Annotated in this window: 18 protein-coding genes; 17 read left to right on the forward strand and 1 reads right to left on the reverse strand. The window is 72.8% G+C overall.

Going from position 1 to position 18,357, the window contains the following annotated elements:
- Nucleotides 1-13 precede the first annotated feature (13 nt).
- The 9 genes from L6E10_RS25840 to L6E10_RS25880 all read left to right on the forward strand — a co-directional run bounded on the left by L6E10_RS25840 (nucleotide 14) and on the right by L6E10_RS25880 (nucleotide 10,499).
- Nucleotides 14-775 (forward strand): endonuclease/exonuclease/phosphatase family protein, encoded by a 762-nt coding sequence (locus L6E10_RS25840; protein ID WP_236222234.1) that lies wholly within the window; start codon nucleotides 14-16, stop codon nucleotides 773-775.
- A 75-nt stretch (nucleotides 776-850) separates the two neighbouring features.
- Nucleotides 851-1,459 carry a hypothetical protein gene (locus L6E10_RS25845; RefSeq protein ID WP_236222236.1) on the forward strand — a complete coding sequence of 203 codons (609 nt, stop codon included), beginning with the start codon at nucleotides 851-853 and terminating at the stop codon, nucleotides 1,457-1,459.
- Between the two features lie 21 nt (nucleotides 1,460-1,480).
- Entirely contained in the window at nucleotides 1,481-3,718 is a 2,238-nt protein-coding gene (locus L6E10_RS25850) for a GH92 family glycosyl hydrolase (RefSeq protein ID WP_236222237.1), read from the forward strand.
- A gap of 168 nt (nucleotides 3,719-3,886) precedes the next feature.
- Nucleotides 3,887-5,020 carry a zinc-dependent alcohol dehydrogenase gene (locus tag L6E10_RS25855; protein ID WP_236222238.1) on the forward strand — a complete coding sequence of 378 codons (1,134 nt, stop codon included), beginning with the start codon at nucleotides 3,887-3,889 and terminating at the stop codon, nucleotides 5,018-5,020.
- The gene (locus tag L6E10_RS25860) at nucleotides 5,010-5,927 is read left to right on the forward strand and encodes a UDP-glucuronic acid decarboxylase family protein (protein ID WP_236222239.1); all 918 of its coding nucleotides are present in this window, start codon (nucleotides 5,010-5,012) and stop codon (nucleotides 5,925-5,927) included. The genes L6E10_RS25855 and L6E10_RS25860 overlap by 11 nt, the downstream gene beginning before the upstream one ends.
- Nucleotides 5,928-5,936: 9 nt before the next feature.
- Nucleotides 5,937-7,532, forward strand: a complete 1,596-nt coding sequence (locus L6E10_RS25865) for a carbamoyltransferase C-terminal domain-containing protein (protein ID WP_236222240.1) — start codon at nucleotides 5,937-5,939, stop codon at nucleotides 7,530-7,532.
- Nucleotides 7,529-8,428 (forward strand): glycosyltransferase, encoded by a 900-nt coding sequence (locus L6E10_RS25870; RefSeq protein WP_308102878.1) that lies wholly within the window; start codon nucleotides 7,529-7,531, stop codon nucleotides 8,426-8,428. The genes L6E10_RS25865 and L6E10_RS25870 overlap by 4 nt, the downstream gene beginning before the upstream one ends.
- Nucleotides 8,425-9,324, forward strand: coding sequence for a glycosyltransferase family 9 protein (locus L6E10_RS25875; RefSeq protein ID WP_236222242.1), 900 nt, complete (start codon nucleotides 8,425-8,427; stop codon nucleotides 9,322-9,324). Before L6E10_RS25870 ends, L6E10_RS25875 begins: the two co-directional genes overlap by 4 nt.
- Entirely contained in the window at nucleotides 9,285-10,499 is a 1,215-nt protein-coding gene (locus L6E10_RS25880) for a UDP-glucose/GDP-mannose dehydrogenase family protein (protein WP_236222243.1), read from the forward strand. Before L6E10_RS25875 ends, L6E10_RS25880 begins: the two co-directional genes overlap by 40 nt.
- A gap of 40 nt (nucleotides 10,500-10,539) precedes the next feature.
- Here L6E10_RS25880 and L6E10_RS25885 read toward each other — a convergent pair whose 3' ends face one another.
- Nucleotides 10,540-11,892 (reverse strand): aldehyde dehydrogenase, encoded by a 1,353-nt coding sequence (locus L6E10_RS25885; protein WP_236222245.1) that lies wholly within the window; start codon nucleotides 11,890-11,892, stop codon nucleotides 10,540-10,542.
- A 47-nt stretch (nucleotides 11,893-11,939) separates the two neighbouring features.
- On the opposite strand from L6E10_RS25885, the gene L6E10_RS25890 reads away from it, so the two are divergent.
- The 8 genes from L6E10_RS25890 to L6E10_RS25925 all read left to right on the forward strand — a co-directional run.
- Nucleotides 11,940-12,335: a ChaB family protein gene (locus L6E10_RS25890; RefSeq protein ID WP_090096315.1), complete on the forward strand. Its 396-nt coding sequence runs from the start codon at nucleotides 11,940-11,942 to the stop codon at nucleotides 12,333-12,335.
- Complete coding sequence (locus L6E10_RS25895; protein ID WP_236222247.1) at nucleotides 12,332-13,324, forward strand: NAD-dependent epimerase/dehydratase family protein; 993 nt, start codon at nucleotides 12,332-12,334, stop codon at nucleotides 13,322-13,324. Before L6E10_RS25890 ends, L6E10_RS25895 begins: the two co-directional genes overlap by 4 nt.
- 53 nt (nucleotides 13,325-13,377) lie before the next feature.
- Complete coding sequence (locus L6E10_RS25900; protein WP_236222249.1) at nucleotides 13,378-13,893, forward strand: HAD-IIIA family hydrolase; 516 nt, start codon at nucleotides 13,378-13,380, stop codon at nucleotides 13,891-13,893.
- Nucleotides 13,890-14,873, forward strand: a complete 984-nt coding sequence (locus L6E10_RS25905) for a glycosyltransferase family 9 protein (protein WP_236222251.1) — start codon at nucleotides 13,890-13,892, stop codon at nucleotides 14,871-14,873. Before L6E10_RS25900 ends, L6E10_RS25905 begins: the two co-directional genes overlap by 4 nt.
- Nucleotides 14,870-15,730, forward strand: coding sequence for a glycosyltransferase (locus L6E10_RS25910; RefSeq protein WP_236222253.1), 861 nt, complete (start codon nucleotides 14,870-14,872; stop codon nucleotides 15,728-15,730). The genes L6E10_RS25905 and L6E10_RS25910 overlap by 4 nt, the downstream gene beginning before the upstream one ends.
- Nucleotides 15,727-16,926 (forward strand): glycosyltransferase, encoded by a 1,200-nt coding sequence (locus L6E10_RS25915; protein ID WP_236222255.1) that lies wholly within the window; start codon nucleotides 15,727-15,729, stop codon nucleotides 16,924-16,926. The genes L6E10_RS25910 and L6E10_RS25915 overlap by 4 nt, the downstream gene beginning before the upstream one ends.
- On the forward strand, nucleotides 16,923-17,498 hold the full coding sequence (locus L6E10_RS25920) for an SIS domain-containing protein (RefSeq protein WP_090096321.1): 576 nt from the start codon (nucleotides 16,923-16,925) through the stop codon (nucleotides 17,496-17,498). Before L6E10_RS25915 ends, L6E10_RS25920 begins: the two co-directional genes overlap by 4 nt.
- A partial coding sequence (locus L6E10_RS25925) for a PfkB family carbohydrate kinase (RefSeq protein ID WP_236222257.1) occupies nucleotides 17,495-18,357 on the forward strand: 863 nt, incomplete at its 3' end. The genes L6E10_RS25920 and L6E10_RS25925, both read left to right, overlap by 4 nt.

Here is an 18,357-nt window from a genome sequence, read left to right on the forward strand (position 1 = left end):
CATGCTCGGCACGGTGTCGACCTTGAGCGTGATGTCGTTGAACCTGCGGTACGCCTCGGACGCCGAGCCGAACTCGTGGGCCACGAGACGGCCGGTGATGGCGCAGCTGCTGATGAGCACGCTGCCGACCGTCATCGGCACGCAGGAGGGCCTGTACGGGCAGCTCGGCGACATCGCGCACGACCTGCCGGACCACTACGACTGGATCGGCCTCGGCCGGGCGGGCGGCAGCCGCGACGAGTTCATGGCGGTCTTCTTCGACACCATCCGGGTGCAACCGCTCGAGTTCGACCACGAGTGGCTGTCCGACACGCCGAACGTCGTCGCCTCGCGGTCGTGGGGCAACAACGTGGTCCGCATGGTCACCTGGGTCAGGTTCGCGGACCGCCTCACGGGCAAGCAGTTCGTGCTGGTCAACACCCACTTCGACCACGAGTCGGCGACCGCGCGCCTGTGCTCGGCCGAGTTCGTGCGCGACCGGCTCGCCGCGCAGACGTTGCCGGTGGTCGTCACCGGTGACTTCAACGACGTGCCCGGCTCACCGGCCTACGCCACCCTCACGTCGATCCTGACCGACACCTGGGTCGCCGGGCCGCGGACCACCCCCGCCTACGGGACGTTCCACGGGTTCGGCCAGCCGGTGCCGGACGGTCCGCGCATCGACTGGATCCTCACCCGCGGCGTCACGGTCGAGGCGGCCGCGATCAACGCCTTCCAGCGGGACGGCCAGTACCCGACCGACCACCTCGCCGTCCAGGCCCTGATCAGGTTGTAGGCCGCGCGGCCGGGTGGGACGGCTGTCAACGGTGAAGGAGAATGGTTCATACCAATTTCCGCTACGGTCCGCGGGATGCGCCTGAAATCGACGTCCGGACGCGTCGCGGTGATCGCGTGCGCGTTGCTGTTCACCCTCGGCTCGACCGCGGTCGCGAACGCCTCGCACGGCCGCGAGTGCGCCACCCCGTCCATCGACCGGTACCAGCAGTGGATCGCCAGTGGCGAAGGTGCCACGGAACCCGCGACCGGGAGCATCCTCGTGCCGAAGGGACGGCACGACCACACCGCGAAGATCAAGTTCCTCGCCGACGACTGGGCCGTCATGGTCGTGTGGCTGGGCAACAGGTTCGAGGCACAGGCGGACCTGTCCGATTCGCGCGGGTTCTGGCTCACCTACCGCGCCACCGACGACCTGCACGTCCAGCTGCGGCCCGCCGAGTTCTGGAGCGGCGGCGACAAGTGGGTCACCGAGATCCCGTCCACCGGCGGCCGGCTCGTGAAGCGGTTCTTCAGCTTCAAGGCGGAGAACTGGACGTACCTGCCGGCGCTCGGCAAGCCGTCCTACCCGCTCGCCGAGGCCCTCGACGACGCCCGCGGCCTGGTGTTCGTCGGCAACACGAAGAACGACCTGGAGTTCCAGGGGCTCGAGGTCGACGGCTACCGGCCACCCTGCGTTCACTGAAACCGGGTTAGGGTCCGGGACGTGAGAGCGCTCCCGGTCCTCCTGGTCACTGTCCTCACCGCCGCACTGGCGACCCCCGCGAGCGCGGCGGTGAGAGACGACACCCGGTACGTCGACCCGCTGATCGGCTCGGCGGGCGGCGGCAACACCTATCCGGGCGCCGTGCGGCCGTTCGGGATGATCTCCTGGAGCCCCACGTCGACCCGCGGCGACCAGACCGGCACCGGTGCCGCCAACGGGTACGCCCACGACGCCACCAGGGTCCGCGGCTTCAGCCTCACGCACGTCAACGGGGCGGGCTGCCACCCCGGTGCCGCGGGTGACGTCCCGATCATGCCGCACGTCGGCGAGATCACCTCGTCGCCGACGGCGGACACCCGGGACGAGATCTTCGCCAGCGACTTCTCGCACGCCGACGAGAAGGCCGAGGCCGGCCGCTACCGGGTGGGCCTGGCGTCCGGTGCCACGGCGGACCTGTCCGTCACGACCCGCGCGGGCATCGGCGAGTTCACCTTCCCGGTCAGCGGTTCGCTGCTGTTCCGCACCTCCAACTCGCTCAACGGCAGCGAGGACGCCGACATCACGATCGACCCGGCGACCGGCAGCGTCTCCGGCTCGGTGCTGACCGGCGCGTTCTGCGGCCGCCGTGCGAACGGCGGCACGAACAACCAGAAGACCTACTACCGGTTGCACTTCACGGCGTCGTTCGACCGCCCGATCGCGAACTACGGCACGTGGGTCGACAGCGAGCTGCGGCCGGGCACGACGCAGGCGAGCGGCGGCGAGGGGTACCTGACCGGGAGCGCCCGTGCGGGCCGGGGGTCCGGTGGTTACGTGTCCTTCGCGGACAGCGAGGTCCGCATGCGCGTCGGCATCTCCTACACGAGCCTCGACGCGGCGAAGCGCAACCTCGCCGCGGAGATCCCGAAGCGCGCGACCGTGGACGACGTGGCCAAAGAAGCGCGCAAGGCGTGGGCGAAGCAGCTGCGCGCGGTCGAGGTCGACGGCGGCACGACCGACGAGCGCACGGTCTTCTACACCGCGCTGTACCACACCTTCCTGCAGCCCAACGTGATCACGGACGTCGGCCGGCCGACGCGGTACGGCAACTTCTCCGGCTGGGACCAGTACCGAGCCCACACGCAGCTGCTGGCGCTGCTGGCCCCGGACGTGGCGAGCGACTTCGCCCAGTCGTTGCTGGAGATCTCGCGCCGCAACGGCGGGGTGTGGGACCGCTGGGTCCACATCACCGGCCCGACGCACGTCATGACCGGGGACCCGTCCGCACCGGCGATCGCGGGCATGTACGCCATGGGCGCCAGGGACTTCGACGTCAACGCCGCCTACGACTCACTGCTGCGCCAGGCGACCGTCCCGCACCCGGACGGCCTGTCCGACAAGGGCTGCCCGGGCCAGTGCGAGGGCCAGCGCCCGAACCTCGCGGAGTACACGAGGCTCGGCTACGCGCCCCACGACACCTGCCACTGCTGGGGAGGCGCCGCCGAGACGCTCGAGGACGCCGTGGCCGACCGGGCGCTCGCCGACCTCGGGCGCAGGCTCGGCCGGCCGGACGCGGCGATGGAGGAGCGCGCGGGCTGGTGGCGCAACACGTTCAACCCGGCCACCGGCCACCAGCAGGCCCGCAAGGCCGACGGCAGCTGGGTGACCCCGTTCAACCCGGCCTCCGACCAGGGCTTCGCGCAGGGCAGCAGCGCCACCTATACGTGGATGGTGCCGCACGACGTCCAAGGTCTCGCGGAGGCGATGGGAGGGCCGGAAGTGGCGGCCACCAGGCTCGACGGGTTCTTCAAGCGCGCGGACGGCTCGTGGGCCACCGGCGGTGACGCCCTGCGGTACGACCCGACGAACGAGCCCGGCATCCACACGCCGTGGATCTACAACGAGCTCGGCCAGCCGCGGAAGACCCAGGAGACCGTGCGCGCGATGGCCCGCCTGGTCTACAAGACGGGGCCGTCCGGCCTGCCCGGCAACGACGACCTCGGCACGATGTCCGCCTGGTACGTCTTCGCCGCGTTGGGCCTCTACCCGCGCACGCCGAGCAGCGCCGAACTCCACCTGTCCAGCCCGATGTTCCCCCAGGCCCGGATCACGAAGAAGAACATCACGATCCTCGCCACCGGCACCCCCGGTGTCCACGTGCGGGAGACGCGGTGGAACGGCCGCGAGGTCGAGCGGCCGTGGCTGCCGGAGGCGTTCGTCGAACGCGGGGGAGTGCTGGTCTCCCGTCTCGAGGGCTGACCCGGCAGCGATGAGGCCCCGGCGAGGAGCCGCGGTGCACGACGCCCGGCCCGACAGGGCCGAGACCGGCAGCTCTCCCGTGCCGAACGGCCTGGAAGTCCGCTGAGCTGGTGTTTGCCGCCGTCGACCACGGGAAGACCCAGGTCGACGACGCAGGGAGGCGGAAACGTGAAGGCTGTCGTGTGGCACGGCGAAGGCGACATCAGGCTCGACGACGTGGACGACCCGAAGGTCCACGAACCGACGGACGCGGTCATCCGGATCACCCGCAGCGCCATCTGCGGCACCGATCTGCACATGGTGCGCGGCACGATGCCGGGCATGGTCGAGGGGACCGTGCTGGGGCACGAGGCGGTCGGCGTCGTCGAGGAGGTGGGGTCCGCCGTGCGCGGGTTCTCGCCGGGCGACCGGGTGGTGATCCCGTCCACGATCGGGTGCGGCACGTGCTCCTACTGCCGCGCGGGCTACTACGCGCAGTGCGACACCGCGAACCCGAACGGCCCGGCCGCCGGCACCTGCTTCTTCGGCGGGCCCGAGGCGACCGGCCCGGTCAACGGCCTGCAGGCCGAGTTCGCCCGGATCCCGTACGCGGCCACGACGATGGTGCGCATCCCGGACGGCGTGAGCGACGACCAGGCGATCCTCGTCTCCGACATCTTCCCGACCGCGTGGTTCGGGTCGCGCCTCGCCGAGGTCGGCCCCGGCGACACCGTGCTGGTGCTCGGCGCCGGGGTGGTCGGCCAGTTCGCGATCGCCTCGGCGAAACGGCAGGGAGCCGGCCGCGTGATCGTCGTCGACGGCATCGCGTCGAGGCTCGACAAGGCACGCGAGCAGAACGCCGAGACCGTCGACTTCAACTCCGAGGACCCCCTCGAAGTCGTGAAGGACCTGACCGGCGGCATCGGGCCGGACCGCGTGATCGAGGCCGTCGGCGTCGACGCGGAGAGCCCAGGAGAGCGCGGGGACGAGCAGTGGAAGCCGGGCGACTCGCCGGCGCTGGCCCTGCAGTGGGCCGTCGAGCTCGTCGCCAAGGCGGGCTCGATCGGGATCATCGGCGTCTACCCGCCGGGGTTCGGGCAGTTCCCGATCGGCGACGCGATGAACAAGAACCTCACGCTGCGCATGGGCAACTGCAACCACCGCCGCTACATCCCGGATCTGCTCGACCTCGTGCTCACCGGCGTGGTCGACCCGACCGCGTTCATCACCCGGCACGAGCCGCCCAGCGCCGCGATCGAGGCCTACAGGTCGTTCGACCTCCGCGAGGACGGCTGGCTCAAGACGGTGCTCGATGTCGCCTGAACGGGTGGTCGTGACGGGCGGGGCGGGCTTCCTCGGTTCGCACGTCTGCGAGGCGCTGCTGCGGGAGGGCGCGGAGGTGGTGTGCGTCGACTCGTTGCGCACCGGGTCGCGCGAGAACGTGCCCGCCGGGGTGGAGATCGTCGTGGCCGACGTGTCGCGGCCGCTCGACCTGCCCGGTCCCGTCGACCTCGTCCTGCACCTGGCGTGCCCCGCCTCGCCCGCGGACTACCTGCGCATGCCGGTGGACACGCTGAAGGCGGGCGGGTTCGGCACCTACCACGCGCTGGAACTGGCGCGCCGCAAGGGCGCCCGTGTCGTCGTCGCGTCGACGAGCGAGGTCTACGGCGACCCGGAGGAACACCCGCAGCGCGAGTCGTACTGGGGGCACGTGAACCCCATCGGGCCGCGCAGCGTCTACGACGAGGCCAAGCGGTTCGGCGAGGCGATGACCGTCGCGTTCCGTGCGGAACACGGTGTCGACACGGGGATCGTGCGGATCTTCAACACCTACGGGCCCAGGATGCGCGCGCACGACGGCAGGATGATCCCCACGTTCCTGCGGCAGGCGCTGGCGGGCGAGCCGCTGACCGTCCACGGCGACGGCTTGCAGACCCGTTCGCTGTGCTACGTGGACGACCTCGTGCGCGGGCTGCTCGCGATGGCGCGTTCCGAGCACCCCGGACCGATCAACCTCGGCAACCCGGACGAGGTCACCGTGCTCGACGTCGCGCGCCGCAGCATCGAGGTGACCGGCAGCTCGTCGGTGATCCGCCACGTCGAGTCGATGGTGGACGACCCCCGCCGCCGGCGCCCGGACATCGCCCTGGCGCGGGAGGTCCTCGGCTGGCAGCCGAGCGTTCCGCTGGAAGAGGGACTGCGGTCGTTTGTCCGGGAGTTCGCCGGGTAGCCGCTCGTCATGCGAGTTCTCGGGATCAACGCGGTGTTCCACGACCCCGCCGCGGCACTGGTGGTCGACGGCGAGGTCGTGGCGGCGGCGGAGGAGGAACGCTTCTCCCGCCGCAAGCACGGCAAGCGCCCGGTGCCGTTCTCCACGTGGGAACAGCCCGAGCTGTCGGCTCGCTGGTGTCTCGAGCAGGCCGGCCTGACCGCCGCCGACCTCGATGCCGTCGCGTACTCCTACGACCCCGCCCTGGTCGACGCGGAGTACGCACCATGGGAGGAACTGCGGACGACCTACGCGCGCAAGGCTCCGCAGTTCCTCGCCACCTCGCTGCCGGGTCTCGATCCCGACATCGTCCAGTTCGTGCCGCACCACGTCGCGCACGCCGCGTCCACCGGCCTCGCCGCGCCCTTCGGCGGCAACTGCGCCGTGCTGGTGGCCGACGGCCGCGGCGAGTGCGGCTCGCACCTCGCCGGGCGGTACGTGGACCAGACGCTGACGACCTTCGCGTCCCAGCGGCTCCCGCACTCGCTCGGCCTGATGTACGAGGACCTGACCGAGCACCTGGGGTTCCTGCGGTCCAGCGACGAGTACAAGGTCATGGCGCTGGCCTCGCACGCCGAACCGGTGCACCTCGACCTGATGCGCGAGCACGTCGTGGTGCGCGACGGCGGCTTCGAGATCCGGCCGCTCGACTGGAGCACGCTCGCCAAGCAGCGCGGCAAGGACGAGGACCTCACCCGCGAGCACGCCGAGCTGGCGGCGAGCGTGCAGGTGCGCCTCGAGGAGGTGCTGCTGGAACTGGTGCGGTGGCTGCACGAGCGCACCGGCGAGACCCGCCTGACGATGGCCGGCGGCGTGGCGCTGAACTGCGTGGCCAACACCAGGATCTTCGCGGAGGGGCCGTTCGACGAGGTGTGGGTCCAGCCCGCCGCCGGGGACGCGGGCACCGCGCTGGGAGCGGCGCTGCACGCGAGCGCGGACGTCGTGTCGCCGATGCCGGGCGCGGACCTCGGGCGGGGCTTCACCGACGACGAGATCGAGTCGGCGCTGCGGGTCGCCGCCGTGCCGTACAAGAGGTCCGACGACGTGGCGCTGGAGGTCGCCGAGGCGCTGGCCGCGAACAAGGTCGTGGCGTGGTTCCAGGGCCGCAGCGAGTACGGCCCGCGCGCCCTCGGCCGCCGCTCGCTGCTCGCGAACCCCTGCTACGCCGAGAACCTGACGCGGCTGAACGACGTGAAGGGCCGCGAGCAGTTCCGGCCGGTGGCGCCCATGGTGCTCGCCTCGCGTGCCGCGGAGGTGTTCACGCGCGGCCCGATCCCCAGCCCGTACATGCTCTTCGTGCACGACGTCCGTCCGGAGTGGACCGACCGCATCCCGGCCGTGGTGCACGTGGACGGCACTGCCCGCGCCCAGACCGTCGACGGTGACCCACTGCTCGAGCGGATGCTGCACGAGTTCGAGGCGCGCAGCGGCGTCCCGGTGGTCGTGAACACCAGCCTCAACACCGCGGGACGCCCGATGGTCGACAGCCCGCGCGACGCGCTGGAGTGCTTCGGCTCGTCCCCGATCGACCTGCTCGCCATCGGCCCCTTCGTGGTGCGCCGATGAGCTACTCCGTCGTGATCCCCACCGTCGGGCGGCCGAACCTGGACGTCCTGCTGCGCGCGCTGGCCGAGGGCGAGGGGCCCGACCCGTGCGAGGTGCTCGTGGTGGACGACCGCGAGACCCGCCTCGGCCCGGCCGCCGCGCGCAACACCGGCTGGCGGGAGGCGAAGGGCGACTGGGTGGCGTTCCTCGACGACGACGTGGTGCTCGCGCCCGACTGGAAGGCGCGGCTGTGGGCGGACCTCGCCGACCTACCTGAGGACGTCGGGGCGAGCCAGGCGCGGATCGTCGTGCCGCTGCCGCAGGACCGCAGGCCGACCGACGCCGAGCGCGGCACGGCGGGCCTCGCCACCGCCCACTGGATCACCGCCGACATGGCGTACCGGCGGGAAGCCCTGGCGCGGGCGGGCGGGTTCGACGAACGGTTCCCGCGCGCCTACCGCGAGGACGCCGAGCTGGCGTTGCGCGTGCAGGACCTCGGCTACCGGATCGTGCGCGGCTCCCGCGTCACGACGCACCCGGTGAAGCCCTCGACCTTCCTCACCAGCGTCCGCGATCAGCGCGGCAACGCCGACGACGCTCTGATGCGCCGGCTGGTGGGGCCGAAGTGGCGGTCGCGGATCGGAGGTCAGCGGGGACGGCTGCCGTCGCACGTGGCGACCACGGCGTCCGGCCTGCTCGCGGTCCTGTGCGGAGCGCTCGGCCTGCGCCGCGTGGCGGGGGCGTTCGCGGCGGTGTGGGTGGGACGCACGGTGTGGTTCGCGGTCGTGCGGATCGCGCCGGGACCGCGGACCTGGGGCGAGGTCGTCCGGATGCTGGTGACGAGCGCGCTGATCCCTCCCGCCGCCTGCTGGCACCGGGTGCGCGGCGAGCTGCGGCACCGGCGGGTGCGGCCGTGAGGATCCTGGTGCTGCGGGCGCTCGGGCTGGGCGACCTGCTGACCGCTGTGCCCGCCCTCAGGGGGCTGCGGGCGGCGTTCCCGCGGGCGGAGATCACCCTGGCCGCGCCCGAGTGGCTCGCGGACGCGGTGTCCAGGATCGAGGCGGTGGACGCGCTGCTGCCCACCGCGGGACTGGCGCCGATCGGCTTCCACCGGCCCGACCTCGCGGTCAACCTGCACGGTAGGGGTCCCCAGAGCGTCGAACGGCTGCTGGCCACGCAGCCGCGCCGCCTGATCACCTACGCCGACGGCCGGTGGGACGAGAGGGTGACGGCCCTTGAGTGGCCCGCCGAACAGCACGAGGTGCTGCGGTGGTGCCATCTGCTGCAACGGCACGGGATCCACTGCGATCCCGACGACTTCAGGCTGGCACCCCTGGGAGAGCGGACCGGCCGGATCGTGGTCCACCCCGGCGCGAGCACGGGTGCGCGGAGGTGGCCGGCGGAGAGGTACGCCGAGGTCGCGCGGGCGCTCGGACCCGAAGTGGTGATCACCGCCGGACCGGGGGAGGAGGACCTCGCCCGCCGGGTCGGCCCGAACGTCGTGGCGGGCACCCTCGCCGACTTGATGGACCTCGTCGGCACCGCCCGGCTCGTCGTCTGCGGCGACACCGGGGTCGCCCACGTGGCCACCGCCTACCGGACGCCGTCGGTGCTGCTGTTCGGCCCGGTTCCGCCTGCCCTGTGGGGACCGCGCCGGGGTCCGCACCGGGCGCTCTGGCACGGCACGACCGGCGACACGTTCGCCGACGTCCCGGATCCGGGGCTGCTGCGGATCACGGCCGAGGAAGTCCTGGACGCCGCGGGAGGTGTGCTGTGCGAATCGGAGTCGTCGGCGCCGGCTACGTCGGCCTGACCACCGCTGCCTGCTTCGCCCACCTCGGGCACAGCGTGACGTGCGCGGACGTGGACGCGGCCAAGGTGCGGGCGCTGTCCGCGGGCGAGGTCGCGCTGCACGAGCCCGGCCTGCGCGAGCTCGTCGCGGAAGGGCTGGGGAGCGGCCGCCTGCGGTTCGTCCAGGGCAGCGCTCTGTCCGATGTGGACTACACGTTCATCTGCGTGCAGACGCCGACCGGCGCCGACGGCGAGGCCGACCTGTCCGCCGTCGAGGACGTGCTGGGCCAGACCTCGACCCCGGTCGTGCTCAAGTCGACGGTGCCCGTCGGCACGGCGGCCAGGCACCCCGGTGTCGTGTCGAACCCGGAGTTCCTGCGCGAGGGTCACGCCGTCGAGGACTTCCTGCGCCCGCAACGGATCGTGGTCGGCGCGCAGGACGAGCGGCAGGCCCGCGAGGTGGCCGAGCTGTACGGGCCGACCCGCGCCCCCGTCGTCCTCACCGACAACACCAGTGCCGAACTGGTGAAGTACGCGAGCAACTGCTTCCTGGCGCTGAAGCTGTCGTACGTCAACACGCTGGCCGAACTGTGCGAACAGCTGAACGCCGACATCGACGGCGTCACGGAGGGAATGCGGCTCGACGACAGGATCGGCGCGTCGTGCCTCGCGCCCGGTCCTGGCTGGGGAGGCTCGTGCCTGCCCAAGGACACGCTGGCGCTGCTCGCGACGGCGCGCACCGCCGGCGTCGACTTCGCCACGCTCGAGGCGGCCATCGCGACCAACCACCACCAGCCGCGGCGGGTCGTCGACCGGATCCGCTCGGAGGCCGGACCGCTCGCCGGGGCCCGGATCGGGTTGCTGGGGCTGACGTTCAAGGCGGGCACCAACGACCTGCGCGACTCGCCGGCCCTGGTGGTGGCGGGGATGCTCGCGCGGGAAGGCGCCTCGCTGACGGCCTACGACCCGTGCGTCACGGGAAACCGGCCCGGCATCACCGTGGTGGGCAGCGCGGCGGAGGCGGCGGCCGGGGCGGACGTCGTGGTGGTGCTGACGGAGTGGCCGGAGTTCGCCGAGCTGGACTGGCCGGAACTGGCGCACCACGTGCGCGTGCCGCTCCTCTTCGACACCCGTGACGTGGTGCCGCCGGAGAAGGCGGAGGAGGCCGGGTTCCGGCTCATCAGGACCGGGCACTGAGGGGAGGGCGCCCGGACCGGGCGCCGGGGTCTCCGGCCGATCAGGACCTGGTGCGGGGAACCCCGAGGTGGACCACCTTGGTCGTGGTCATCTCGTCGAGCAGCTCCGGCCCGTAGCCGAACCCCGTGCCGGACGCGCCACGCGGCTGTGCCGCACCGCCGGGTGCGCCGCCGAACACCGCGTTGACCTTCACCGTGCCCACCGGCAGCTCCCGCCAGGCGCGCTGGGCGTTCTCCATCGACGCGGTCAGCACCGTGGCCGCGAGGCCGTAGTCACCGGTGCAGGCCTCGGTCAGGCCCTCCTCGAACGACGACACCAGCTGCACCGGCGCGACCGGGCCGAAGGTCTCCTCGCACATCACCCGCATCGCGCTGCCGCAGTCCGCCAGCACCGTCGCCGGGTAGAACGCGCCGGGACCGTCGGGCACCGACCCGCCCACCAGTGCCGAGGCGCCGGCCGCGAGGGCGCCCGACACCTGCTCGTGCACGAACTCGCGGTGCCGGGTGTCGACCAGCGGCTGCGGATCGGTGTTCCACTCGCGGGCCTGCGCGCACAGCGCCTCCAGGAACGGCGTCGCGATCGCCTTGTGGAGGTAGATCCGCTCGACCGACGTGCAGAGCTGGCCCGCGTTGGTGAACGCCCCCAGCGCGGCCTGGGAGGCGGCCCACACCGGGTCGACGTCGTCGTCGACGAGCAGCGGGTCGTTGCCACCGTTCTCCAGCAACAACTTCGCCGACGAGGTGCGCGCGATCGCACGACCCGTCGCGGTGCTGCCGACGTGGGCGACGAGGTCGACGTCGGGGGAGCCGACGAGCGCGGAGCCGACCTCGCCGTCACCGACCAGCGTCTGCAGCACCCCGGCGGGGAAGTGCGGCCGCAGCACGGTCGCGAGCAGCAGGCCGGTGTGCGGGCAGCGCTCGCTCGGCTTGTGCACCACCACGTTCCCCGTCACCAGTGCGGCGCCGAGAAGGCCGCACGCCACGGCGACCGGGTCGTTCCACGGCGTCAGCGCCACGACGAGCCCGCGCGGTTCCGGGACCATGAAGTCGACCGCGGAACCGAGCAGGGACCGTCCGCGGTGGACCGGGCCGAGCTCGGCGTACTGCTCCAGCGTGGAGACGCCCGCCAGCACTCCCTCGCGCGCGGAGGCGAACGGCCGTCCCGTCTCGGTCTCCACCACCGTCGCGAGGTCGTTCGCCCGTTCCCGCAACGCCGCCGCGGCTTCGCGCAGCGCCGTTCCGCGTTCGGCGGCGGGGGTGGCGGCCCAGCCGGGGAAGGCCGACCGGGCGGTGGACAGCGCGGAGGAGACCTCGGACGGCGTGGCGGTGGGGAGCCATCCGACGAGCTGCGAGTCGCGCGGGCTGTGGACATCGATGGCGTGCATGGTCGTCATGTCGTTCGGGTACCCGTCATCGCAGGTGAAAACCTTGGAGGAGAGCCATGCCCGGACGGCAGGAACTGCCCAGCACGGTGGCCCGCTCGTCGGAGAAAGCGCAACGGACGTGGATCAAGGCGCACGACTCGGCGGTGGAGTCCTACGGCGAAGGCGAACGTGCGCACCGCACCGCCTTCTCCGCGTTGAAGCACGGCTTCGAGAAGGTGGGTGACCACTGGGAGGCCAAGGAGGAGAAGGGGCCGTCCGACCCGCAGGCCGAGCGCGGAACCCCGGCCGCCGGTGAGACGGCCGGCGGGGTCGACGCGAACGCGAGCAAGGAACACCTCTACGACATCGCGACGAGGCTGGAGATCGAGGGCCGCTCCCGGATGACCAAGGACGAGCTCGTCGACGCCATCCAGAAGGCGAACGACCGCGAGACGGCGAGGGCGCGCTCATGAAGGTCGTCGTCACCGGTGCGAGCGGGAACGTCGGAACGGCTCTCTTACGCCGCCTGGCCCAGGAACCGGACGTCCAGGTGCACGGCATGTCCCGCCGGCCGCCGGGCGACGCGCCGCCGTACCGCGGGGTGCCCTGGACACCGGTCGACCTCGGCCGGGCCGGTGCGGAGGAGGTGCTCAAGACGGCTTTCGAGGGCGCCGACGCCGTGGTGCACCTGGCGTGGATGATCCAGCCCTCCCGCGACGAGCGGCGGCTGTACCGGACGAACGTGGCCGGTTCCGCGCAGGTCTTCAGCACGGCGGCCGAGGTCGGTGTGCCGCACCTGGTGCACATGTCGTCCGTCGGCGCGTACTCGCCGGGCGGCAAGGACCGGCACGTGGACGAGTCGTGGCCGGTCAACGGCGTGACGTCGTCGTTCTACAGCAGGCACAAGGCCGCTGTGGAGCACATGCTGAACAAGTTCGAGTCGCAGCTGCTGATCTCGCGTCCGCGGCCCGGCCTGATCCTGCAGTCCGACGCCGGGTCGGAGATCCACGAGTACTTCCTGGGCAAGCTGGTGCCGAAGTCGCTGTTCCGGCAGCGCATCCCCGTCCTGCCGCTGCCGCGCCGCCTGGTGCTGCAGTTCGTCCACGCCGACGACGTCGCCGACGGACTGGCCCTCATCCTGAAGCACCGGCCGCACGGCGCGGTGAACCTCGTGGCCGATCCCGTCGTCACTCCCCGTGTTCTCGCGGAGGCCCTCGGCGGTCGTCACGTCACGGTTCCGGAAGGGCTCGTGAGGGCCCTGGCGAGCGCGAGCTGGCACCTCCGGCTGCAGCCCACCCCACCCGGTTGGGTGGACCTCGCGCTGAAGTCTCCGCTGCTCGACGCCTCGCGCGCACGAATCGAGCTGGGCTGGAAACCGCAGTTCGACGCGCAGGAAGCCCTCCGGGCCCTGGTCCGCGGGATCGGGGAGGGCAAGGACGTGCCGGCCAGCCCGGCGCTCTAGAAGCGCTTCGCCGAGTAGCGTTTCAAGCCGCTTTTCTCGGCTAACTCACCTCTATGGACGAGCCTTTCGACGCGGTGCTGTTCGACCGCGACGGCACGCTGATCCGGGACGTCCCGTACAACGGCGACCCGGATCGCGTGACCCCGATGCCGGGCGCCCGCGAGGTGTTGCGGGCCCTGCGCGCTCGTGGCCTGCGCACCGGCGTCGTGAGCAACCAGTCCGGGATCGGCCGCGGAATCCTGGCCCACGAGCAGGTCGCGGCCGTGAACGCGCGCGTCGAGGAGCTGCTGGGTCCCTTCGGCACCTGGCAGATCTGCCCGCACCACCCCGACGAGGGCTGCGCGTGCCGCAAACCCGCGCCGGGGCTGGTGCTGGCGGCCTGCGAGGCCCTGGACGTCCGTCCCGAACGCGTTGTCGTCGTCGGTGACATCGGGGCTGACGTGGACGCGGCCGCCGCAGCCGGTGCGTCGTCGGTGCTCGTGCCGACCGTGGTCACCCTCCGCGAGGAGGTCGACAGGGCACCGCGCACCGCGCCCGACCTCCGGTCCGCGATCGGGATGATCTTGTGAGGACGCTCGTCGCGCGTCTGGACAGCGACGGGGACGTGCTGCTGGCCGGGCCGGCGGTGCGTGCCGCCGCGACGGCGGGCGAGGTCGTCTTCCTCTGCGGCCCGAACGGTGTCCGGGCCGCGGAGCTGCTGCCCGGGGTCACCCGCGTCATCGAGTGGGAGTGCCCGTGGATCGCGAACCCGGCTCCCGAGGTCCGCCCGTTCGACATCGAGGCCATCACCGCGTTGCTGCACGGCGTGCGCGCCGACGTGGCGTTGATCCTGACCTCGTTCCACCAAAGCCCGCTGCCACTCGCGCTCGTCCTGCGGCTCGCGGGCCTGCCGAAGATCGTCGCGCGGTCGGTCGACTACCCCGGTTCGCTGCTCGACGTACGTCTGACCGGCGACGAGGACGTCCCCGAGGCGCAGCGCGCACTGGAGGTCGCGCTGGCCGCCGGGTTCGCGCTCCCGGAGGGCGACGACGGCCGCCTGGCCGTCGTCCAGCCCCCGAAGTCACCGCTGGGCCCTCCGTACGTGGTGGTGCACCCCGGTGCGACGGTGCCCGCCCGCACGTGGTCGCCCGACAGGTGGGCCAAGGCCGTGGTCGCCCTGACCGCGGCCGGCCACCGCGTGGTCGTGACCGGGGGCCCGGCGGAAACCGCCCTCACCGGCCACGTCGCGGGCGCGTGCGGAACCGATCTCGGCGGGCGCACCAGCTTGCTCGAACTGGCCGGGGTGCTCGCCGGCGCCGAGGCCGTCGTGGTCGGCAACACCGGCCCGGCCCACCTCGCGGCCGCGGTCGGCACACCCGTCGTGTCGCTGTTCGCCCCGGTCGTCCCGGCGGCCAGGTGGGCTCCGCACGGCCGGCACGTGCTGCTTGGCGACCAGAACGCGCCGTGCCGCGGGACGAGGGCCCGCGACTGCCCGGTGCCAGGACATCCCTGCCTCGACCAGGTCGACCCGGCCGACGTCGTGGCCGCTGTAGCGGAGGTGACGGCGTGAAGATCCTGCTGTGGCACGTGCACGGCTCCTGGACGCACTCGTTCGTCCAGGGCGGCCACGAGTACCTGGTCCCGGGACCGCCCCACGGCATCGGGCTCGCCGGGAGGCCCTGGGACGCGCGGGAGGTCGATCCGTCCGAAGTGGACGCCGATGTCGCGGTCGTCCAGCGGCTGGAGGAGCTCTCGCAGGTGCCGTCCGGGATCCCGGTCGTGTACCTGGAGCACAACACTCCCAGCCGTCCGGCGCAGGAGCACCCGCTGGCCGGCTGGGACGGCACGCTGGTCCACGTCACGCACTTCAACGACCTGATGTGGGACTGCGGCACGACGAGGACCGTCGTGATCGAGCACGGCGTCGTCGACCCCGGACCGCTCTACACCGGTGAGCTCCCGCGCGCGGCGGCGGTGATCAACGAGCCGGTCCGCCGCGGCCGGATCGTCGGCACCGACCTGCTGCCGAGGTTCGACCCGATCGACGTGTTCGGCATGGGGACCGAGGAGATCGGCGGCATGGGCGACCACGGACTCGCAGCGCTGCACGGGGAACTGGCCCGGCGCCGCGTCTACGTGCACACCCCGCGCTGGACCTCTCTCGGGCTGTCGCTGCTCGAGGCCATGCACATCGGCATGCCGGTCGTCGCGCTGGCGAGCACGGAGGCGATCAGGGCGGTGCCCCCGGAAGCCGGCGCGATCTCGACGAACGTGGACGAACTGGTGGCGGCGACACGGGAGCTCATCGCGGATCCCGTTCTCGCGCAGGAGAAAGGACGACGGGCTCGCGAGACCGCGCTGGCCCGCTACGGGCTCGACGCGTTCCTGCGCAGCTGGGACGCGACCCTGAAGGAGGTGATCGGATGAGGATCGCGATGGTGTCGGAACACGCCAGCCCGCTCGCGGCTCTGGGTGGTGCCGACGCGGGAGGGCAGAACGTGCACGTGGCCGCGCTGGCGGCCGCGCTGGTGCGGCGTGGTCACGGGGTCGTGGTCTACACCCGGCGCGACTCGCGCCGCCTGCCCCGCCGGGTGGGCACCCCCGACGGCTACGAGGTCGTGCACGTGCCCGCGGGCCCCGCGAAACAGGTGCCCAAGGACGACCTGCTGCCGCACATGACCGAGTTCTCCCACTTCCTCGCGCACGACTGGGGCGAACGGCCGCCCGACGTGGTGCACAGCCACTTCTGGATGTCCGGCCTGGCCTCGGTGCTCGCCGTGCGGCACACCCGGATCCCGCTCGTGCACACCTACCACGCCCTCGGCACGGTCAAGCGCCGCCACCAGGGCGCGCAGGACACCAGCCCGGCCGAACGGATCGCCGTGGAGCGCCTGGTCGGTCACGAGGCCGACGCCATCGCCGCCACGTGCGACGACGAGGTCGAGGAGCTCCTCGCCATGGGCCTGCGGCGGAACAAGATCGCGGTCGTGCCGTGCGGCGTGGACACCGCGCTGTTCAGCCCCGCCGGTCCGGCGGCACCGCGGACGGGCAGGCGCAGGATCGTGTCGGTCGGCAGGTTCGTGCCCCGCAAGGGTTTCGACGACCTCATCGCAGCGCTGCCGCTGGTGCGGGACGCGGAGCTGGTGATCGCCGGAGGGCCGCCCGACCTGAAGGCCGACCCCGAGGCGCGCCGGCTGCTCGCCCGCGCGGAACTGTGCGGGGTGGCGGACCGGGTGCGCCTCGTCGGGCAGGTGGCGCGTGCGGACATGCCCGCGCTGCTGCGTTCGGCGGACGTGGTGGCGTGCGTGCCGTGGTACGAGCCGTTCGGCATCGTCCCGCTGGAGGCGATGGCCTGCGGCGTCCCGGTCGTCGCGTCGGCGGTCGGTGGTCTCACCGACACCGTCGTCCACGGCGTCACCGGTGTGCAGGTGCCACCGCGTGATCCGCGCGCACTCGGACGGGCGCTGTGCGAGCTGCTGTTGAACCCGTCGCGCGGCTTCGCCTACGGGATCGCGGGCAAGGACAGGGTGGACGCCAAGTACACCTGGGACGAGATCGCCGCCCGCACGGAGCTCGTCCACCGGCGGGCGCGGACGACCGGCGACCTGGCGGTGGCCCAGTGACGGTAGAGAGCCACCTCGACGGGCTGACGACCACCCTGGCGGGGCTGCGCGCCCAGTCCTCCCGCATCCACCGCTGGGGAGAGCACCTGGCGCGGCTCCTCGTGAGCGGCGGCAGGGTGCTCGCGGCCGGCAACGGCGGTTCGGCCGCCGAGGCCCAGCACCTCACCGCCGAGCTGGTCGGCCGCTACCGCGACGACCGCGCGCCGTTCTCCGCGCTGGCGTTGTGCGCCGAGACCTCCAGCGTCACGGCGATCGCCAACGACTACGGCTACGACCAGGTCTTCGCCCGCCAGGTCACGGCGCACGCCCGGCCCGGCGACCTCGTGGTCCTGCTGTCCACCAGCGGCAGCAGCCCGAACCTGCTGGAGGCCGTGCACGCCGCGCGGCGGGCGGGGGCGATCTCGTGGGCGCTCACCGGGCCGCTGCCGAACCCCCTGGCGTCCCTGGCCGACGACGCGCTGGCCCTGCCCGGCCAAGCGTGCAACGTGCAGGAGGCGCAGCTGGTCGTCGTGCACGCGCTGTGCGAGGCCTTCGAAGCGGCACTGCCCTCGTCGATGAGGAGGGCGTCGTGAGGCTGGTGGTGGTCGGTGACTCCCTGCTCGACGTCGACGTGGAGGGGACCGTCGAGCGCGTCTGCCCGGACGCCCCCGCCCCCGTGCTGGACGTCGTCGGCGAGCACCCCAGAGCCGGGGGCGCCGCACTGGCGGCGACGATGGCGGCGCGCGACGGCGTGGACGTGACGCTGGTCAGCGCGCTGTCCTGCGACGAGGCGGGGGAGCGGCTGCGATCGTTGGTCGAGGTCCCCGGCCTGTACGGGCGCACCGGGGCGGTGCCGGTCAAGACGCGGCTGCGGTCCGGCGGCACCTCCCTGGCGCGCGTGGACCGCGCCGGTTCGGGAACGCCCGAGGTCACCGACGACATGCTCGACGCGGTGCTGTCCGCCGACTTCGTCCTGGCCTCCGACTACGGGCGCGGGCTGCTGCGCGACGAACGGTTGCGGTCGGTGCTCACGCGCGTCCCGGTGGTGTGGGACCCGCATCCCCGCGGCCCGGCGCCGGTGCCGGGCGCGCGCCTGGTGACGCCGAACCTGGCCGAGGCCACGGCGTTCAGCGGCCTGGCCGGCCCCGACGAGGCGGCGCGCGAGCTGGCGGCCCGCTGGCGCGCCCGCGCCGTCGTGGTGACGCTCGGCAGCCGGGGCGCCCTGCTGCACTGCGGCGGGACGCCCGTCGCCGTGCCCGCGCCGGTGGTGCGGGCGGCGGATCCCTGCGGAGCGGGGGACCGGTTCGCCGCGTCGGCGGCCGTCCGGCTCGCCGGGGGCGCCGCGCCGGACGACGCGGTGGCGCGGGCGGTCGCGGACGCGGCCGAGTTCCTCGCAAGTGGCGGGGTCTCGGGCATGCGGGCGCCGTTGCCGTCCACTGTGGATTCGGTGCG

The organism is Lentzea sp. CC55, assembly GCF_021056325.1.
Classification (GTDB): domain Bacteria; phylum Actinomycetota; class Actinomycetes; order Mycobacteriales; family Pseudonocardiaceae; genus Lentzea; species Lentzea jiangxiensis.